Annotated in this window: 12 protein-coding genes and 1 riboswitch; of the genes, 7 read left to right on the top strand and 5 right to left on the bottom strand. The window is 42.8% G+C overall.

Annotated elements, in window-relative coordinates; all coding sequences use genetic code 11:
• Positions 1-590: 590 nt before the first annotated feature.
• Both CLV36_RS14565 and CLV36_RS14570 read left to right on the top strand, forming a co-directional pair.
• Complete coding sequence (locus CLV36_RS14565; RefSeq protein WP_054096114.1) at positions 591-1,001, top strand: DoxX family protein; 411 nt, start codon at positions 591-593, stop codon at positions 999-1,001.
• Between the two features lie 88 nt (positions 1,002-1,089).
• Complete coding sequence (locus tag CLV36_RS14570) at positions 1,090-1,509, top strand: YugN family protein (protein ID WP_106343168.1); 420 nt, start codon at positions 1,090-1,092, stop codon at positions 1,507-1,509.
• 96 nt (positions 1,510-1,605) lie between these two features.
• On the opposite strand, the gene CLV36_RS14575 is transcribed toward CLV36_RS14570, so the two are convergent.
• Complete coding sequence (locus CLV36_RS14575; protein WP_106343169.1) at positions 1,606-2,538, bottom strand: CobW family GTP-binding protein; 933 nt, start codon at positions 2,536-2,538, stop codon at positions 1,606-1,608.
• A gap of 297 nt (positions 2,539-2,835) precedes the next feature.
• Between CLV36_RS14575 and CLV36_RS14580 the strand changes: the two genes are divergently transcribed.
• Positions 2,836-3,192: a (2Fe-2S) ferredoxin domain-containing protein gene (locus CLV36_RS14580; RefSeq protein WP_106343170.1), complete on the top strand. Its 357-nt coding sequence runs from the start codon at positions 2,836-2,838 to the stop codon at positions 3,190-3,192.
• A 240-nt stretch (positions 3,193-3,432) separates the two neighbouring features.
• Positions 3,433-4,215: a class I SAM-dependent methyltransferase gene (locus CLV36_RS14585; protein WP_106343171.1), complete on the top strand. Its 783-nt coding sequence runs from the start codon at positions 3,433-3,435 to the stop codon at positions 4,213-4,215.
• Positions 4,216-4,383: 168 nt separating this feature from the next.
• On the opposite strand, the gene CLV36_RS14590 is transcribed toward CLV36_RS14585, so the two are convergent.
• The gene (locus tag CLV36_RS14590) at positions 4,384-5,775 is read right to left on the bottom strand and encodes a S8 family peptidase (protein ID WP_181353084.1); all 1,392 of its coding nucleotides are present in this window, start codon (positions 5,773-5,775) and stop codon (positions 4,384-4,386) included.
• Positions 5,776-6,191: 416 nt separating this feature from the next.
• On the opposite strand from CLV36_RS14590, the gene CLV36_RS14595 reads away from it, so the two are divergent.
• Positions 6,192-7,514, top strand: coding sequence for a 6-phospho-beta-glucosidase (locus CLV36_RS14595; protein ID WP_106343173.1), 1,323 nt, complete (start codon positions 6,192-6,194; stop codon positions 7,512-7,514).
• A 53-nt stretch (positions 7,515-7,567) separates the two neighbouring features.
• Here CLV36_RS14595 and CLV36_RS14600 read toward each other — a convergent pair whose 3' ends face one another.
• The 3 genes from CLV36_RS14600 to CLV36_RS14610 form a co-directional block, all read right to left on the bottom strand.
• Positions 7,568-8,887 (bottom strand): Na+/H+ antiporter NhaC family protein, encoded by a 1,320-nt coding sequence (locus CLV36_RS14600; RefSeq protein WP_106343174.1) that lies wholly within the window; start codon positions 8,885-8,887, stop codon positions 7,568-7,570.
• Positions 8,888-8,985: 98 nt separating this feature from the next.
• A riboswitch (SAM riboswitch) is annotated at positions 8,986-9,095 on the bottom strand.
• A gap of 657 nt (positions 9,096-9,752) precedes the next feature.
• Positions 9,753-11,618, bottom strand: coding sequence for an ATP-dependent helicase (locus CLV36_RS14605; protein WP_106343175.1), 1,866 nt, complete (start codon positions 11,616-11,618; stop codon positions 9,753-9,755).
• Positions 11,619-11,623: 5 nt separating this feature from the next.
• Positions 11,624-13,450: an ATP-dependent nuclease gene (locus CLV36_RS14610; RefSeq protein ID WP_106343176.1), complete on the bottom strand. Its 1,827-nt coding sequence runs from the start codon at positions 13,448-13,450 to the stop codon at positions 11,624-11,626.
• A gap of 542 nt (positions 13,451-13,992) precedes the next feature.
• On the opposite strand from CLV36_RS14610, the gene CLV36_RS14615 reads away from it, so the two are divergent.
• Together CLV36_RS14615 and CLV36_RS14620 are read left to right on the top strand one after the other, a co-directional pair.
• On the top strand, positions 13,993-17,028 hold the full coding sequence (locus tag CLV36_RS14615) for a hypothetical protein (RefSeq protein ID WP_106343177.1): 3,036 nt from the start codon (positions 13,993-13,995) through the stop codon (positions 17,026-17,028).
• Positions 17,029-17,065: 37 nt separating this feature from the next.
• Complete coding sequence (locus CLV36_RS14620; protein WP_106343178.1) at positions 17,066-20,719, top strand: hypothetical protein; 3,654 nt, start codon at positions 17,066-17,068, stop codon at positions 20,717-20,719.
• The last annotated feature ends 116 nt before the right edge of the window (positions 20,720-20,835 follow it).

Here is a 20,835-nt window from a genome sequence, read left to right on the forward strand (position 1 = left end):
GAGTACCGATTTCTTTTCATTTTTCTCATCCCCCATCACTAGTAGTGTAATCCACTTACACTCTTAGTGTCCAAAGTCATTAGGGGGCTAAAGAGACAGACGTTCGGCTTTCTTGCCGTTAAGTTGAAACCATAGTGGTATTGAAATTTGGTCTTTTCTGATAGCGAAGATGCGGCGATAATGCGTTTAGTTGAAATCATAGTGGTATTGAAATAGCTCATCATTATCTGGATCACTTTTGTCCCCGAACGGTTTAGTTAAATCCATAATTGTATTAAAACTTTCCTGTTCCCTGACCACTTACATCGCACCACGCATCAATAGATGATCCCAAGAAGAAGATCCTCCCAGCGAGCTTTGCAAAATAAATCCAACCATAAATATCTGAATTGTTATACGATAAGGAGAGGGATTTTAGCCGGCGGGGTTTCTCACTGTATACAGTCAGACATTAACCGCTCATCCCTCCACAGGCGGATGGTTTAACCCATTTGCTTGACAACCATCTATTACTATTTTATGCTAACTTACATTAAGTAATTTAATTGAATTTTTTATGTCCTATATCCATTTGAGAAAGGATGTATCACATGCGTTTGAATACAGCAGTGAGTGTGTTGATTTTGAGGATTGTGCTCGGTGTGACGTTTCTGGTGCACGGGATTATGAAGTTTACCATGGGCTTGGATGCCGTGGCAGGGATGTTTGCAGGGATGGGGCTTCCCGGGTTCCTGGGGTACGCGGTGTCCGTGATTGAGTTGGTGGGCGGCGCGGCGATGATTCTCGGTCTGGGTACGCGGGTGGTCGCGTTTTTGTTTGCCTGCGTGATGGTGGGTGCGATTGTGACCGTTAAATGGTCTGTTGGTTTTGTGGGAAATGAGGATATGGCTGGATATGAGTTTGATCTGGCGCTGTTGGCGATCTCGGTGTCCTTGCTTCTCACCGGGGGTGGCCGGTGGGCATTGGACCGTTTCTTTGACAAAGAAGAACATTTTAGCTAAAACGGCATGTTTCCTTTAGTAGATGGATGAGGCATGCGGTTTCCGCGCATACTAGGATGAGAAATATGCGCAGATAGGAGACTCATCCATGATACCGATTGATTCGACCATTGAGGGCATCCGGCTGACGCTGGGGAAGGCGGAGCAGATTTTGGCTCCGGAAGGGTTTGTGCTCGGTGGCGGGCATCAATATGACCACGGTTATTTTGATTATGCCTTAGATGAGGAAGCGGAACATGGCCACCGTTATTACTTGCGCGTGCCAGTGTACGCCGTGTCAGGCGACATTGAGATGGGGCGCGAGGACACGGTGGTGGACTTGGGCAAGCCATTTGTCATCAAGCATGAATTTCGCACCGGCAATGATCCGGTCGGTGATAGCGGCGTGGTTAGTGCGCTTGTCAATCAGTTTAGCAAGCCGCTTCCCACAGAAACCGCTGATATCGCACCGCAGTGGGTGGACCGGGCTCGCCAGAAGGTTGCGCGGTTGGAGTCCCTGTTTACCTAGTGCAAAGCGTGTAAGAAAACAAAGGCAGGACGGGACAGAACTCCCGCCCTGCCTTTGTGCGTTGTGCAGAGGGTGTCCCGCGTTTGGAAGTTGGCCTTAGAGCTTGGCCAATTGTGCTTTTAATTCAGTTTCAGGCAAGTCTTCGCCGATGAAAACCACGGTGCTGGGATAGGGAAATGGCTCTTCCGTAAACATCGGCATGCCGTAAGCGTATTGAAACAGCATGGTTTGCTGGGGCTGATCGTGAAAGCGCAGATATCCTTTTGCCCGGTATAGTGTGTCTGGCGTTGTGCGGAGCCACGCTTCAAACATGTTGCGGTCGATCGGTTTGTCACATGTGTAGGAGAAGGCGCGTACGCGCAAGTGTTCCGCGGCATGCGCCGGTTGGTGTGTTTCTGTGCGGTAAAACGAGGTGTGTGTGCCGACTGCGTCATAAAGGAGCGGTAAGTCAAATCGCGCAAAATCGGTTACGATCTGGGGCGCGGTGCTGTTGATGCGGGTGAGGTCAGTAGTCAGGCGCTCGCGTTCACTCTCGGTGACATCACTGGCTTTGTTGATGATCAAAAAGTCAGTAAACCGCACCTGCTCCTCCATCAGGCGTCTCACCCGCACGCTGAGCCGATCCCGGTCACGCCAGCGGGGCAAGTCCAAGGTGGTGACGATTTTGCACGTTTTGAGCTGCTTAGCCATCAGTGGCGTGATGCAAGCGTCCAACACTTCGATAGGATGGGCCGCTCCGGTCGCCTCGATATAGATGGCGTCAGGCGCATGCTGTTGGCACAAACTCAGCAGTTGATGCGACAGCTGCGCTTGGATCGTGCAACAGATGCAGCCGTTTAACAACTCCTTCAACGGGGTGTCCTGTGGCAGGAGGCGCGAATCGACGGAGATATTGCCGATCTCATTCATCAATACGGCCACCTGGCGGCCACGCTCTTTTTCCCAGGCCAACAGCTGGGTAAGGAGCGTAGTTTTGCCGCTGCCCAGAAATCCGCTTAAAATATAGATTTCTACTGGCTTTGTGGTCATGTTCTATTTCACCTCAACCAAGACGAGACACTGACTAGGGTGTGCCCGTTCAATATGCTGAGCGGCTTCAATGTTGGCCGCTTGCATGTGTCTGCGTGATTTGCCTGACACGCCTTCACTCGCGTCAAATTAGATCTATCATAACTTGTTCTGCTATCTATGTAAATGATAATTGAACCTGTTTTGTTGAGATAGAATTCACTACAAAGTTATAATGTAATTGCGATATAAAGAAAGATAGAGATTATTGGTTAAATCATAATCATTCTTATTAAGTCGATACAAAAAGGTGATTAAGTGAGCACATGGGATTTTTCGGAGCTGCAACATCATCTCCTGATCTGTAATGGCGGAAGTTGTATGAAACGGCAAGGGGAAGAGGTGACGCAGGCAATTCGTGCGGAAATCTCCCGCTTGGGCCTGGATCAACAAATACACACGTCACGGACGAGATGCAATGGGCGTTGCCAAGACGCATGTGTTGTCATCGCATATCCCCAAGGGACGTGGTTTCGCAATGTGAGTCCGGAGCATGCGCCAGCGTTGCTCGAGCGGGTGCGGACGGGGCAAGGGTTTGAGGAGCATGTTAGCCACATCTTGGTAGACGGGAAGTTTGTTAGAAGTGAGGTTGCGCCGCTTGGAAAGAAAAAGTGACCCCTTGTTAAGGGGTGAGACTGCTGACAAAGGTAGAATAGATCACACATAGATTACTCCAAAAATCATTGCAATACAAAGCTTCCCATTACCCCAAAGGAATGGGCATGGGCATGCTAGACCACGAACGTATTTTAAAGGTCAGAAAACTGTTTTTTTTCGCAGAAAATGGAGGCGCGAGCCTTATAAACTCTGTTACGTCAGTGTTTTCATACTGTGCCGCACGAGGAGGAGTATTTCATGCCGATTGACTTTCATTCTGAGAACAACCGTTTCACATATGCTGCACGTCAGGCTTACTTATCTTGGATATCCACCATCCAAAATATCGTGGATGTGAAAGGCAAACGCGTTTTGGATATGGGGTGCGGTGGCGGGATTTACTGCAAGGCGTTTGCCCAGATGGGCGCAAAACATGTTACCGGAATTGATTTTTCTAAGGAGATGATCAAAGGCGCCACAGAAAACTGCAAGGACTATCCCCAAATTGCCTTTGTCGTAGGGGATGCACTTGATACGAACCTGCCAAGTTCAACGTATGATGTGATCTTGGCAAGGGCACTCATTCACCATCTGTCGGACTTGGAATCGTGTTTCCGTGAGACTTACAGGTTATTGAAACCCGGCGGCATTTTCATCGTACAGAATCGCACCATCGAGAATGCATTGCAACCACCGAGTGAGAATCATATTCGAGGGTATTTCTTCGAAGTATACCCAAGACTTATCGACATAGAAGCCGAACGAAGGCATGATGGCAAAGCAGTTAAAGAAGCTTTGCTAAAGGTGGGTTTTCGATCCGTTGATGAACATCCATTATGTGAGACAAGAAAAACTTACACCGATCTTGAAGAACTAAAGAACGATCTATTAGCGAGAACAGGTCGGTCCATTTTGCACGAACTGTCAGATCCGGAATTGGAATATCTCGTTCAGTATATAAGCGAACGCTTGAGCAATCGCAGTACACAGGAAATTGTCGAACAAGATTATTGGACGATTTGGGTGGCCAAAAAGGAATAATTGCCTGTCAACGAATTACAACCATCAGGCAAATCCGTCAACCGGACAACAGCTTTTTTGTCGTAATGAATTGAAATAAAGATCAATACAACCCCTGGCCCTTTTCTCATGAAAAGATCCAGGGGTTTGTCATTAATCACCCCTTGTTAAGGGGTCATATTCATTGAGTTAGAAAGAATATAAGATTTTTCTCAAGTCAGGCATTACGCCGATCTTGTCAGTAGACGGATTGGCTGATGGCGTACCAAACTGAGGATTGCTCAGGATACTCCGCAAGGTGGCCGGGGAGTAATAACTCTGATATTTGGCGTAAGCGGCTCCTTGTACGGCGACAGCTGCACCGGCCACAATGGGTGAAGCACCGGAAGTTCCATTGAAACTGGTGGTATAACGATTGGTCTCACCCAAGTTGCCATAAGTGGTGTCAATGTTTTCTCCCCAACCGTAGCAATCAATGCGGCTGCCGTAGTTGGAGAATGACAAGCGTTTATGCACGGTGCCGGAACTGGCGGCGCCCACCATGATCGCTCCCGAATCACGGAAATCGGGACTGTTGCGGTTTAACACGTATTTGCCCTGACTATCCTTATATGCGTCCAAGTCGTTGGCGCCGTTGCCGGCCGCTTCTACGATCGTGATGCCTCGATCCGTTCCCGTGCGAATGGCGTCAAAGACAGCCGGCTCCACTTCCACGGGCAAATACGTATTGTAGCCCGGCGCGGTTGTTTGAGCTTCCAACAGCAGCACATCGCCTGGCTTCATGGTATTGACCGCGCTCAAAATAGCGTCCGCAGTGCTGTATGTGGATTGGGTGCGCCACTGTGACACGACTTTGGCCGTGGCGTTGGGGGTGATGCCGATATCGCCGAGGGTATTATCCACCGCCACCACTTCACCCAGCACGGCAGTGCCATGGCTGTGGTACGCTTTGTTCACCCCGGAGATCAGCTGGATTCTTTTGGCTGCCAGATCTTCGTGGTTCAATTCCCACCCTTGCTCCAAATCGACAAAAGTGATGCCACTGCCGTCCCCGCCGGCTTTGGTCCAAGCGAAATGAGCGTCTATTCCTTCCGGGGCTGGTTTCAGATATCCTTGGTTGCCCGAGCGAGGGTCGTCTTGGGGAGTGACTGCCGGCGGTTGCACTGGGGTGCCTTCGACATAAGCCAATTCCACCAAGGAAGAACGTTCATACTGCTTGGCTAATTGCTCGGCATCCATCCCTTTGGGAACCGTTACCGCATAATATTGCATCAGATCGGGTCGCGCCTGCTTGGCATGGATCATGTTGTGCAAGCGGTTCGGCTCGATGGAACGGAACAAGCGCTCCATTTTCAAGTTGGGCAGGGAATTGGTTTTATCTTTCGCACGGATCGCTTTTTCCACGCCATCTTGATAGGATGGGACGAGGTGATCTTTGAGTTTGACAACAACCCGTTTTTGGTGCGGGTTTGATTCATTCGCCGTAACCGAAGATTGGCCGCCGCCCATGATGGTGAGGACGGACGCGCACAGCAAGACGGCGGTTGACAGCGACAGCCATTTGAACCTATTTTTTCTCATGATGTTCCCTCTCTCTGATGTGGATTCACGGTGATGAAACACTGGAGTGTGTCTGGCAAAGCAAGTTGGCAGGGAAGAAGCGGCGGAAAAACCTTTTCTCGAGGAGCGCCTCGTCATACGTGAAGCGAATGAGAAAGTGGTTTTGGAGCCGATCAAAAAAGTTTTTACAGCTTATTTACGACTTCTTCATGCAGTAGCCTGCGGGCATAGTGGTGTTGTTAGGTGTATTGAAAACTTGGCTTCTCACCCCCCTAAAAAAATTGCTGATATCGTAATATATTTAATTTTATATCAAATAATTAAATTTATCTATTATTTGAATAGATTGTAAGATTGATTAATTTAGTTGGTTGGCCAAAGGCAAGTGGGATGACTCTGAGAAGAAATATGAAGCGGATGAAAGGGGATGCTGCTGTATGCGTAATGGGCTGAAGATCGCGGTAATCGGCGGGGGTTCAAGCTACACGCCGGAGCTGATTGATGGGCTCATCAAGGGGCAACATGAGTTGCCGGTGAACGAGGTTTGGCTGGTAGATGTGGAAGAAGGGAAAGAAAAGCTTACTATTATTGGGCGTCTAGCCCAGCGCATGGTGTCCAAAGCGGGAGCGCCAATAACGATTCATTGGACATTGGATCGCCAAGCGGCACTCAAAGAAGCTGCTTTCGTCATCACCCAGTTTCGGGTGGGCGGGTTGGCGGCACGGATCAAAGATGAAACGATTCCTTTAAAATATGATGTGATCGGACAAGAGACCAATGGGCCCGGCGGTCTGTTTAAAGCCTTGCGCACCATTCCGGTAATCCTGGACATTTGCGAAGAGATGGAGGAATTGTGTCCGGAGGCTTGGCTGATCAACTTTACCAATCCGGCGGGGATTGTGACAGAAGCGGTGTTGCGGCATAGCCGGATCAACAAAGTGATCGGCTTGTGCAACGGCCCGATCAGCATCAGCAGAGGGATCGCCGCGGCGCTCAATGTGGAGCCAGCACGGGTGCGCATCGACTTCGCCGGTTTGAATCACATGTCCTACGGTTTAAAGACCGCCCTTGATGGAGAAGACATTTCTAGCCGGGTGATTGCTATGCTGGCCGGGCGTGGCGAAGATGGACAGATGATCCGGCAATTGACTGGTGTCGAGTGGGTGCCGGAGTTTGTGGAAGCGCTAGGGGTGATTCCTTGCGGTTATCATCGGTATTATTATCAACCGCGCACCATGCTGGCTGCGATGAAGCGAGAAGCAGCACAAACCGGCACCCGGGCGGAGGTGGTCAAACGGCTGGAGGATGAACTGTTTGCGTTGTACCAAGATCCTAATCTGAACGTCAAACCGAAGCAATTGGAGGGGCGTGGCGGTGCCTATTATAGTGAAGCGGCGGTGCAGTTGATGCGTTCCATCTACACCGATAAGCGGGACATTCAGGTGGTTAACACCCGCAATCAGGGTGCGATTGCCGGCATCCCTGATGAGTCAGCGGTGGAAGTGAGTTGCGTCATCACCAGAGAAGGTCCACGCCCACTCGTGATGGGTGAGTTGCCGGTTGCCGTCCGCGGATTGGTGCAACAGATCAAATCGTTTGAGCGCGTCACTGTCGACGCCGCTGTGTCAGGAGATTATCGCACAGCGTTGTTGGCGATGGTCATCAATCCGTTGGTGCCTTCGGATGCGGTCGCCAAGCAGATCTTGGATGAGTTGTTGGAGGCGCATCGGGCTTATTTGCCGCGTTTCTTTGGTGATTGAGGAAGGCTCAAACCAAAAGAAAACCCCACCTTTGTCATGAGGTGGGGTAAATATTATTGGTTTGCCGGCAATGTTGTTTTTTGTACAGCGGGTTGGGCTTCTTTGGCGCGTGGATAGCCGATCAAGATGGAGATCGCTGCGCAGACGCCGATCAACAGCGGATAAACATTGTACTGTAAGATGGACAGCGGGGAGATCGAAGCCACACCCGCGGCCACGAGCAGTTGTGGGCCATATGGGATCAAGCCCTGGATGCAACAAGAGAAAATATCCAACAAGCTGGCTGATTTGCGGCGGTCGATCTCATACCGTTCAGCGATTTCTTTGGCCAGTGGCCCGGCAATGATGATGGAGATAGTATTGTTGGCGATGGCCAGATTGGTGGCCGAAACCAAGCCGGCAATGCCGAATTCAGCGCCTTTTTTCGAACGGATGTTGCGGGTGATCGCCTGCAACAAGAAGTCAATGCCGCCATAGTGACGGATTAATTCCACCATGCCCCCGATCAGGAGAACCAAAATGGAGAGTTCTTGCATTCCGGCAAAGCCGTTGCCGATCTCTTTGATGAAGCTCATCACAGTGTATGAACCGTCCATCAGACCGATCGCTCCGGCAAACACAATCCCGCCCGGCAATACGAGCAGCACATTGACGCCGGCCAACGCCGCGATCAATACAGCCAAGTAGGGCAATGTTTTAACCCATGCTACTTGGTCGGTGGTGACATGGCTTTGTCCACCCAGCGTTAAGAAGGTGAGGATGGCTACGGTGACCAGTGCGGCGGGCAACACGATGAAAAAGTTCACTTTGAACTTATCTTTCATATTGATGTTTTGCGAATTGACCGCAGCGATCGTCGTGTCGGATATGACGGACAAATTATCCCCGAACATAGCACCACCGATCACAGCTGCAATGGCCAAAGCCACCGGAATGTCTGTCTGTCCGCTGATGCCGACACCGATGGGCGCCAGAGCTACAATCGTTCCCATGGAAGTTCCCATCGACAGGGAGATGAAGCAGGCAATCACAAACATACCGACGATCAGCAGGTTTTGCGGTAGAATGGAAAGAGCTAAGTTAACGGTAGCGTCGACAGCTCCCATCCCTTTGGCTACTGCAGAAAAAGCGCCGGAGAGCAGAAAAATGATCACCATCAAGATAATGTTGTCGTGTCCAGCTCCACGGCAGAAAAGCGCCGTTTTTTCGTTTAAGGATAAGGAACGGTTCATCAGAAATGCCACACCGGACGCGATCAGGACGGCGACCAACACGGGGAATTTGGTGAAGTCCCCGGTCACAAGTCCGGCGCCGGCGAACAAGGCCAGAAATATGGCAAAGGGCAACAATGCCCATGGATTGGCTTGTTTCATGCTTATAACCCCTTTCTGTGGTTGGAAACGGAAAACTGAAAAGACCCCTTCTACACACAACAGGAAGAAGAGGTCTTATGGTTGTTATAAGCACACTCTTCTTATCTGCCAAGCTAATCGCTTGCTGGATTTGGCACAGCACTCTCCATGTGAAGAGTCCGTTGCCGAGGTTTCCCAGGGCCAGTCCCTCCGCCTCTCTTGATAAGAAGACGATCTTCATTATTCCGTTTTTACATGCATACTAACTTCGTGTCGATTTCCTTATGCCATAGTAAAATGATTATATGTAAATGTCAACGATTTGTTGGTTGTCAGGTTTTGGTTGAAAGGGGGGATTCACAATTGACAGGACATCTACGCCAGATATTGGATGAGTTGCGGCTTATAGGGGAAAAACACGGGGTGGGTTAATCAAGTCAGTGATCGCACAGGGAATGTGGATGAAATCGAAGGAGTAAAAGAACTTGCGGATAGTTTGCCCTAGTAAACAATTGAAAAAGGCTCCCTATGGCAGTAGAGAGCCTCGGCCAGCATTACGAGTTTATGTTAGTGGCATGACAGTTTTAGTACTGGCTTAAGTCACGTACAATTCTTTAATGAATACCATAATTCTAGATAATTGTGTTTCATTTAAATAAATAGTGCGCCCTAAAATGACAAAAATTAGATCGGATGCTGAGGTAGAGCATGAACCTTTGTGGAATAACAGTGTTAATGCCAAGATATTATTCGAGAATCAAAATAAGGGAAGTAAGATATAATATTTTCGGCAAATTAAGCTAGTTATTTTTGTCGTGTAAAAACTTCAATGACAATCAAGTATAATATATTACACCCTTATAGTTATTCATCATCAAGCACATATTCAGCGGATTTTGTGGGCAAATCTCTTTACATCTATTTCTTCAAAAAAGCGACTTGGTTGTTTTCTTTGTCTGTCGCGTTGCTGTGCATAAGACATGTACAATTTGCTTTCTGAACGAGTCATTGCGACATAAAGTCCACGCCTCTCTTCAGCCTCATCATACCTTGCGGGAACAATGTCGTCCTCTAGGGCAATAATAAACACAGCCTTATATTCCAAACCCTTGGCCGCGTGGAACGTGGAAATGCCAACTTCATCAATCGAATTTTCTATATAGTTAGATTCATCTTGGAGATCAAGCTCGCCAATCAAATCGATGATGTTTCTCGCTCGAGATTTTATCATTTTCTCTTTCAACAATTCTAGATGCCTACTTTGTTCAAAAGCGTCGTTCTTTTCAAGCAAAAGCAAGGTACTAATCTTCAATAAGTCGTACAAATCATTATATATCTTGAGATAGCTTTGTGTGTGATTGTACCCTGCACAGAATTTCGCAAACTGCTTTACCGCGTCATCCATGTCATCCTCTGGTGTGATTTCGGCAAGCTTTGTAACCGACAACTTACCCTCAATAAGCTCCTCGTAATGATTTACCGTTTTATTAGAGCGGTAAAGCTTTGAATAGCGAGGGATCAGCGACTCCAGAATCGACTCCAGAATCAAGTCATTTGAAGGCTCTACTATCAATTTTAATGATTCCTTTATCAGATCAGAAAAGAGCTCCACCTTGTTGAAATTCTTTCCGAAATGACGGAACGGTATCTTTTTTTGGATAAACACATCATCGATAATCTTAAGTCCAGAGTGCCTGCTTCGATAAAGTACAATTATTTTCTTATATTCAATTCCCTCCTTGTGAATCTCTTTTATCTTATCAGCCACCCATTCAGCTTCTTGGATGGCTGTGGTAAAGTCTTTTATCTCCAAACAGTCACCAGGCTCTGTCTCACGGCCTATAAGAGTCTTTTTTTCCCTTTTATCGTTGTGCTCTATTAGCGAGTTTGCCGCGTCCAAGATAATCTGAGGCGAGCGATAATTCCGAACCAGTGTAATACTATGTGCATTTAACTGCTCGATGTATTCACGAATAACTGTCGGAAGAGCGCCCCGCCAGCCGTATATGGATTGATCGTCGTCCGCTACAGCCATTACATTTCTTGCACTTTCGCCTAATAAGCGAATAAGCTCAAGTTGCATACGATTGGTGTCCTGCATCTCGTCAATCAGCAGATAAGGGAAGGCGTTATGATATAACCATAACAGTTCGGAATGATTTTTTAGTAGTGTTACCGTAAGTAATATAGCGTCATCAAAGTCAATCATATTATTTTCGCGCAAACGCGTCTCATACTCGACTGCGGCGGACGTAAGACCTATGGTTTTTGTTTTTTCGGTTTTCCTTAAATATTCTCCATAATCAACAGATGAATTCTTCAATTTGCTAATCCAGTTAGCGAATACGTTTTCTTTCATATTTCTTACATTATTATTCCTTAAAACAGAAAGGATTAGCTTACTCCTTTGTGCAGGAGACACAAAAGTAAAATCCCGCGAAACCTCTATTTTATCTCCATATGCCCTAAGCACGGATTGGCATAAATTGTGAAATGTTCCCAAACGAATACGACGACTGTCGATTCCGAGATTTTGCACTCTTGATCTCATCTCGTTTGCTGCTTTATTGGTAAACGTTATTGCTAGTACCTTCCGAGATGGTGGAACTAAGTCTCTTTCGAACAAATAGGCGATTCTTTGGGTTATAATACGGGTTTTCCCTGTACCCGGACCCGCGAAAACCATGGTATTTCGGTCTATTGTTTCTACCGCTTCAATTTGCTCTTCGTTTAATCCCTCAAGACTTTTCATCTTTCTTACTCTCCTTCAATACCATCCCAATATCCCGCTAGCTGTATAACGGCGTCGAGTGTGTTTTCGATAAATTTTTCAGTAAAATGATCACTGAACCTCTCTCCGATCAGTCTTCCTGTTGTCCTACCCTTTATTTTTCGAAAAGAATTCGCCAAAGTCTCTCTTATTTTAGACTCAACCTCAGAGGTATGGGTAATAACTTCATTTAATATTGGAATCGCTTCCTCCAAACTTTTGTTGTTTTTTCGCATATCACGTAGCTCATTGGACTTCTCCACATCAGCTTTTTTTATTGCCCCTTTGAGATCTGAAAAAAGATTTTCTTTCCTTTCTGGAGAAAGTACTTCCTCCAAGAACGTTATCAACTTATCAATCGGTACATTGTCACAAACATATCCCTCAATGTCTCCCATATTAGGTTTCCGTGGTAATTCATAAACATTGGAACAGATCTCTTTGATTTCCTTCAACTCTTTTTCGTGGTTTATATCCTTGGAATCGTAATCAATCACGGTGACACATGGGATACCGAAATTATCTAAAAGCCTGATAAATGCTTTTATGTTTGTTTTTCCACCAGCGTTAATCACGGATACACCAATACGATCCAAGTCATAGTTACTGTCCTTATAAATAAGAGAAAGTCCCAATTCAGGAAATAACCCTTGCTCTGTTGGCCCTTCTGTCAACAAGACCGCTTTGGAAAAAAAAGCATCCGCTTTTCCAACGTCAAGGTGTTTTTCGTAAGAGGATACAAACTCTTCGGGGAAATTCTGGGGCAATTGCACGCTGGTTGATGTTCCTTGTGCATCCTTTCGAATTAAACAGATTTGCCTTGGATTAATAAGCTCAATTAACGAGGGCGAATGAGTGGCAACAAACACTTGCCTTGTGCGGGATAATTGCAAGATTTCCCTGTACATTTTGCGCTGGGTATGCGGATAAAGGTGAGATTCAGGTTCATCAATGGCAAATATCCCTTCCCGTAATTTTCCAATGCCTGCAAAGGCTCTAAATATGCTGACCGTAAGTACGCTTTGAAGCCCTAAACCAAGTTGATCAACATCGAGGTATTTGTCAGCTGCGTGATGTTTAAGTTGCATTTGAATGTATTTTTTTAAATCCACAGCAGTTGATGTCGCAATGGTAAGGCGCAAAAGATCATCGATCCTTGGCAAGTCTATTATTTGCTTGGTGATGTCAGCAACAACATTTGTGAATTCCACAATTTCAGGGTTATTTTTTAAGGAATCACTCGCTTCATCGAGTTTGGATAATATAGCTTCCTCCTGCGCAGTAAGATTGATTTGATTTAAGATACGACCGAATAAGCTACCTTTATTGGGTTTGATAGCCCTGTAATCGCGCATTGCATCCTGAAAAAAGAACGAGATGAGTTTCTTCTCCCCAAACGAAACTAAACGATCTGGCTGGCGTGCATATACCAACGACGGCTCAGCTTCCCGTGTGTTTTTGTCATAAATAACGGAAAATTTAAGCGGGAGAGAATATTTGTTTTGTCCTCCCACTTGCTCGGCATCGACCAGACCAATAAACTCTGCGCAGAGCTCTTCGCTAAGATCCTCCAGTACAACTTCTACTTTAATGGGCTTGTTTAAGTCATAAAAGTCCGTTTCCTCAAATTCCAATGTTCTGATTGATCTCTCTGGATTAAAGAGCATATGCAAAATTGACAACACATTGGATTTACCAGCATTGTTTTCCCCAATGAGCACTACGATATCGTGGCCATTAATTTTTTGCGGTACGATTCGTATTTCATCTTTGAAATTACGAAAGTTGCTTATTCGCAGATCTTTAATTCTCATTCGTTACCTCCATGTTCTAATAAGATTGTCTAAATATTGTTTAGTCTGATAAATGATTAGTTGGGGCTTTAAGTATAATTTAATTTTTCTCTATGGGATCGCCTGATACCAAAACCAAAAAAACAATCAAATCAATCATAATTGAGCCAATTGATACCTTTTAGTATTTTTTATAGTATTACACTTCAGGTTCTGTATGTCAAACGGACTTAAAGAACCTTTGCAATCAAAATCGATATCTATACATAATCATCTGAAATCGGCAGTAAAATCTCTATCCTCATTGAGGCAACTTTTTGTGACATATAATTATATGACCAGTTGGAAAATAAACTTTTTTGGTAAAAAAATAAAGGAAATTTGAGAAGCAGATCGAAATAAAGATGCTAATATTGCATATTAGCTAACATAGAGTATGTACATCCCTGTGAATGCGGTTAAATTTCTTGTTGGTATTTCGTTAATACAATCTTATACTATTTTACTTCTTGAACTCCTATATAATTGGCGACTATTGACATAAATATTGGAGGGTTGTATCCATGGCCAATGAATTGAATGATAAGAAAAATCCTCTTAGTGCCGTTAGCTACAAGGTGCTTTATGATGCAATAAGCAAAAAAATTCCTGAACTTAAAGTATATCAGAAATATGGGGATGTTTTCTTTGCGAATAACTTGCATTCTTTATGCATAGAAGTGGTTAAAGAATTAAAACCGAAATTGTCTAATCAATTTTTCACAGAGATGAATATAGATGAGACAGCGATATATAAAAACAAGGTAACGCTCAACTTTCAGGACAAAGAACAAGAACATAATGATTTACAAAAATTGATGGATCAGATGAAAGAGTTACTGGAAACAAAAGAAATCTATCCTAGTACAAATCAGTTAGGTGAGATTCTTACGCAAGAAAGGCCAAAGCAAGACACAAGAGCTTTTTCAGTAAGATTGCAGAATCAAGTAAAACAGGCTTCCTTTGGAAAATTGGAATATAATGCATTTGATTCTATCGGTCAGAAAAATATTCTTCGCCATGATAATGTAAAAATCAGCTATAAGGTCGACTCTTTAATGGAGTCAATCAAACAGTCATTGATTCGCTACATTCAATCAACCTCCCAAATGGATGATTTTATTAAGGAAGATATCATTCACGAAATTCGCTCCGAAGGAGTTATAGCTGATGAAATTTACTCATTTATAAAAGCAAATCGCTTTGCCGCTGTAAAGCGAGCTTCGGCTTTTTTGTATTTGGACTATTTAACAAAAAACATGACCTCTGAATTCATGAAAAATCATAAAAAAGCAGTCAAGTGGCTAAAACGGTATACAGAGAGATATGAACAATTTGAAGACCTTTGCACGCAGTTTTTAAAAGAGATAAGGTTTTCACCATTGGATTTTTTGGGAGAAACACGTGATATTTTAAATACATTTCGTAATAAAGACGTATATAATTTTTTGCCTTTTGTTGGGATACTTTCTCAAATCATGGTCGCAACACACAATGGGGATAAAAACATAGAACAATATGGGATTTCATTGAAGCTAAATGGAGAGGTGCAAAATGCAAAGGTTCTTGAAGGCCAGGGAAAACAATCGTTTCTTTATCACATCGAGAAGATAAATTCACTTGTTAATCACGGTGGAGAAAAAGATTATTTTCAAAATCATAGAGAGATGGCAAATCGATTTTGGTACGGAACTATACATATAGTACTACTCAAATACTTTTTGCTTCATCTTGAAGATGAAACATATGATCCCTCTTTAGTGTTAATGGAGGATTTGGATTATATAGCTGGGTATAGTGGTAGTCCTAAACAAGAGGATGTATATAAGTGGTATTGCAAATTGGCAAAAACCTTACTTGACAATCAATATGCTATTAAACAAATTCAGCAACAATTAGATGAGGTTCGGAAGATGCTTCGTTTGTGTTTAGATCCCAAATTGAATCAAATACAAAAAAACATATCAACTCAAACGTATAAACGACGTTTGACATTTCTAAAAAGCATTTTAGCACCAAAGTTATTTGATCCGAACCGATCCAGCCTATTACGAAATGAGTTGGATACTCACAATTACAAATATATAATTCTAACAAAGGAAATCTTAGAAGATAGTTTGTTTAGTTTTGAATACGAAATTGAATTTAGTAATACTTTTTTATGCTCGACACAACATCAGGAAAAGGTTCAATTTAAATATGAAGTCGGGAAACAAGACGAAACCTTAGCAGTCATGTTTTTGCCATACGATACAACAACAGGGAGTTTGGAGAAGCAAGTAGTTAATTTTACGAAACGTTGCCCAGATCTAAAAAAAGTATGTATTCCATTTCCCACGTATGATAATGATAATTTCAAAACGCCTGTGAATCGGTTCATCTTTTTATTCACTTATAAGCTCTTAGTCTATCTGTTTTTGGCTGCATACACGAAACAGATAGGGGACAAGGGAAAACATTTGTTTATTGCTTTTTGGCATTATCATGTAAAAAAAGATAAAAGGAAAGAATATCTCAGTATGGATACGTATATCCGGCAATTTGCAAAAGAATTAGAGTTTTTATTTGGAATGAACCATAACACAGGCTCTCAAGGATTTGATTTTGGATTTGAAACAAAACCATATATAGTCGCTAATACACTATACTCAATGTATGCAAATGTCCCAAAGAAATTTATATTGGATGTTCCAATAGAAATTCCCAAAATCGCGATTGTTGTTATTACTTCTATGAGGTCGGACGATCATAAGAAAAGCGATCAATATCGAACTGGAGTTTTCGGTGAAGTTTATGTAGTAGACAGTAAAGGGAAAGCAAGTATTTTCCGGCGCTTTGGTACATTCTTTGATCATGACAATGAGACAGTCTATCAACAATCTGATGTATTAGTTGGTATGGTGCAAACGTTGTATAACGAGGGATATAAACATATCTTATATATCGCAAAAACTCCATATACCACGAAATTTCTAGATAAAAAAGACGACCAAAAAGAGTTATATTTCATGAATCAAGAATTGATTGAATCATTGTATGTTGCAAAAGATATGGCAGTATACCCTATGCATTTTACTCTTACGCGCGCGTACGAAGCACGTTTGGGTAGACAAAGCGGAAAAGTAGCACTTTTTGTGGATGACACCAGTCATATTCAAAGAAGCCTTTATGAAGATCACGAAGGTATTATCCCTATTTTGCAACTCTATAGTGGCAACGGATTAAAAGGAAACGAACAACGTCATGTGTACAATAGTCTCATTACTTACCAGACGTTGAATCGTTTATACAATGACGATTTGCTTAACAACAAAATTCAATTAGCCCTCATTGACCCAGAGGGCATTAAACCTAACCTTATTCGGGCATTATTGCTTTTACACACAAGTAGGTTTGAGTCGAATTACAATATCACGATAAAAGTAAACCCATACAGCCGACTATTGGGGGATGATGGAATAGCAAAAAAATCCCTGCTAGATATAACTTGGGGAGAAAAAACTTATGAGATGAACATGATTGCCTACTTTGCATATCTTCATACAAAGGTATTTGCCTAAAAGGAGGTAGCAGGGCGTTAAAACACGTCTAGGAAAGATGAAAGCAACTTATCGTTACGATTATGGATTCGTATATGAGTATGGATATAACATCGGGCTTTTTTCGGCCTTAGTCCAATTACAATCCAGCAAGAAGTTGAAGATGAACTCCGGTTTACAGCAACGTTTGACCGATTGGTTGGCAAGTCCAGAGCAGCGCTTTTCACGCTTTGTCGTTTCATTTCTAAAAAAGAATAACATTACAGATGAAGCGGTTTTTGAAGAAATACAGAAAAATATTGAAAATATTTTTTTCTTCGGTTTTTTGCAAGGTCAGCATACAATGAGGCATTACATTCAATCGCTTCCTCTTAATAAACTGATTAAAACGGAGGTGGTTTATTTTCAGATTAATGTCATGGACCCTTTAAATCGAAGTATTCATAAGGAAGAAGTTAGGCAAGCAGTGATACACGATATTAAACAAGCTTTTGACTATGAGATGGAAGAGGGGGAGATCGAATACTATCAGAAAAAGGGGCATTTCCTGAGAGCAGATAGCATTGTTTTATTGAGACAGAGGAAACGGTGTTTTTTGCTGATCATTGATACTAGCTTGAACATCCATCGTTTAGAAGGGATTTTTGACCCTCAAAGCCTCTTAAAGAGTTTACAGCAAATACGAAGTGACTTAGGTAGGAAAACGAAATTTAGCCACTTGTCAATGAATACATCAGGCATTGAAAACATTCATCTTGATTCTTTGCTACTACAATACGCTAGTATTGTGAAGGATAAAACATTGGGAAAAGTAGTACAAGCAGGATCTTATGCCTATTCATTTTTACGGTTTATGACAGAAACGGCAAAGATATCAGAGGGAAACTGTGATGTTTCCATTATGGGTATGGTCGATTATGATTACTCTATCATAAACTTTACTCTATCACTGAACCATTGGATTCATTCAAACGAGGGAGTCTTATTAAAACGATGCAATGAAGAATATGTGGCTGGTCATTGTTCATGGTCTGATTCGGATAGAAAGATTATACCTCGAGCAGCTAAAGAAATATTACTTAAAAACATGATTCATAATACAAACATGGATCGCAAAGCATTGTCTGAGTTTGTGAAGGAAGGGAAGGGGTATTTTGTTATCACTGACCGTATTGTAGACTTTCAAAATACGGCTGGTAAATATGAAGAGGGAGAAACATTTAGGGATGATCACGCCTCGTGTGTAAAGAAGGGGCTGAATGCTAATCAGCATATCCTTTACTTGACAGGTAATCCTGGTATCGGAAAAACAACAGTGATTGCAAACGAGTTGAAAAAGCATGAACGATTTTTGTTTTTGTACACGAGCTGTAGAAGAACAGTAAATGATGATATACTGCTAAAGTTTTCAGAAGGAAATCGCTTATTTGCTGACGATCTAGTAGCACTGAGTACCAATTCAACAGATGAGCAAGTAATAAATGGTGTACCTGTGAATGTTGTGAATGTTTTTATCAATTCTCTAGACCGATTACAATCAAGCCCTAAATTAACATATCTTCCGAAAAATCGAATCCGCTATTATGAAAAGGAGGCAATTGGTTTTCGAACAACAGGAGATAACGAATTTGTAGAAGATATTCGAATCAAAACTGGTGGCGTGTTAAAGAGGTTGTGTGAAGGAATCCAGGAGCAAATGGAAAACCCAAATATAAGGAAGATCATTGGGACATTTGCCATTCAAGCGTTAAAAAGTACAAAAGACGGAACCACTATGCACCACATACAGAAGTTGTTCCCATTTATACGTTACTCTGAAGAGATGGGTGTTCGACTTGATCCTGAAGCTTTTGATCGATTTGTGGAAAGGTATCCAGTTTGTTGGGTCATGATAGATGAAATTACCGGGACAGATGAAGGAGCAGAACTTTATAGATTATTGAAAACGTGGCTTTTTGATCATATTTATTTAAAACTAGATCCGGAAAGACAAGCAAAGTGGAATTTGAAGCTCATTGTAGCGGATGCCTCTATTACGAATGAGACGATTATGCAGCAATGCCTAGCTTCAAAAGCTCGATTTGATCATCCCAAAATATATATCACAAGTGGAGAGGAACAAAGTTTATCAATTCAAGCTAAGGAAGTTTCAGTACCCGGAACAGTGCCCCTTAATGGTTGGCTTGTGAATACAAATTCCTATCCGGCAAAGGAATTAAATCTTATGTATCACATTTGTGTTCAGGGGATATCAGAGGAAGAGTATTTTTCTGGAAGGCAACCTGGGAGGGAGCGGCTTGACCAAGAAAGGAATCTATCGGAGGAGCAAGATAAAGTTATCTTACAGCGCGTGTTTGAATATTTGTCTGCCAACCAGGAAGAACAAGTGATTGTCTATATTCAAAACATTAACCGGATTGAAAAGTTGAAAAACGAATTTAAACAACGATATAGTGATGTTTTTGGAGAAGAAGCTGTGGAGTACAAGCACTATATGGCAATTACGTCTCAATTGACAATGAAAGGAAGGGCACAAGCACTTGAGGCAACCAATCATGTACGATGTGTGTTTATGACAAGCTCGGCGTCTCGGGGTATTTCGTTTAAAAGAGCAACAAAAATTTTTGCCGTGTTACAATCGTTTAGTATCGAGAGAGAACTGATGGAACAGGTTCAACTCTATTATCGGATGAGAGGCAGTACAGAATGGGATACAACAAAAAATAAAAGCATCGAGTTTTTTATTGTAGATACATATGTTCATAAGGATACTGATGAAGAATGGCACAAAAGTAAAACTTTAATCCATTTGTTATCGTTTCTGACATTAGTACGTACTTGTTTGGTGAGCCGCATCTTTGGAAAGGCCGAAATTGGAACGCGATCATATAGTGTTGTACCACTTGGAGGAAGAGGGATTTCGCCAGTAAAATCCAGTCTGATACAGGATGTAGCAGACAGCATAAAACTAATTGGAAAAGAACTGACAGGTGAGGAACGTTTCAAATTGCTTCATGAATTTAAACAAGAATTTGATTCTGCATTTGGTAGCATGAGAGTACAGACGAATGAACAAATTTTTCGACCAGGATATGATGCGAAAAATATCTACCCACAGTTTTTGAAACGTGCTCGTCAAAACTTGTCCCAATTGATAGAGTTTCAGCCATTTCATCCTTTTCTTTTTTCAAACGGTATGCTTATATTTCGTACGGATGATTTTATCAGCGAACGAGTTACATTTCTTGTGAATAAGAGAGAGCATAATGTACGCCTCATGAAAATAATTGAACGGGCTATGAAAGAAGATATTACGGATGATCTACGAAAAAAACTGGTTCATATCCTTGAATTATTGAAGTATGAGCGTGACAAACAAGGAAGACTTCCGAATGCATATGTGGAATATTCTCGTGATGAAAAACGATATGTGGCGTTTCCTGTACTAGCTTTCACGATGTTTGAATCTTTGAAGGACTATAAGCCATATGATGTTGAAGAAACATTTTTAGAGGCTCTTTACGGTCTAACACGTACATTTACAGATGTTACATCAGTGACTCCAATCTCAGGAGATTATAAAAATATTCCCTTTATTACATTTAAAAGTGATGCTTTAGAAGAAGTGTTTGAAAGTCGTTTTCAGCAGAATTACCTTTTAACATCGACGGAGACAAATATCTTGAATCTACTTCTACTTGAAGAGCTATAGATTATTTCATTCGTTAGAATTAAGGTTTAGGTATTCCAATAAGAACATTAACGGATCAGTGAGAGGCTAAGTAAATACACCCGTTCAACGTTGCTTGCAGAAAAATCGTTTTGAAA

The organism is Laceyella sediminis (genome assembly GCF_003003125.1).
GTDB classification, from domain to species: domain Bacteria; phylum Bacillota; class Bacilli; order Thermoactinomycetales; family Thermoactinomycetaceae; genus Laceyella; species Laceyella tengchongensis.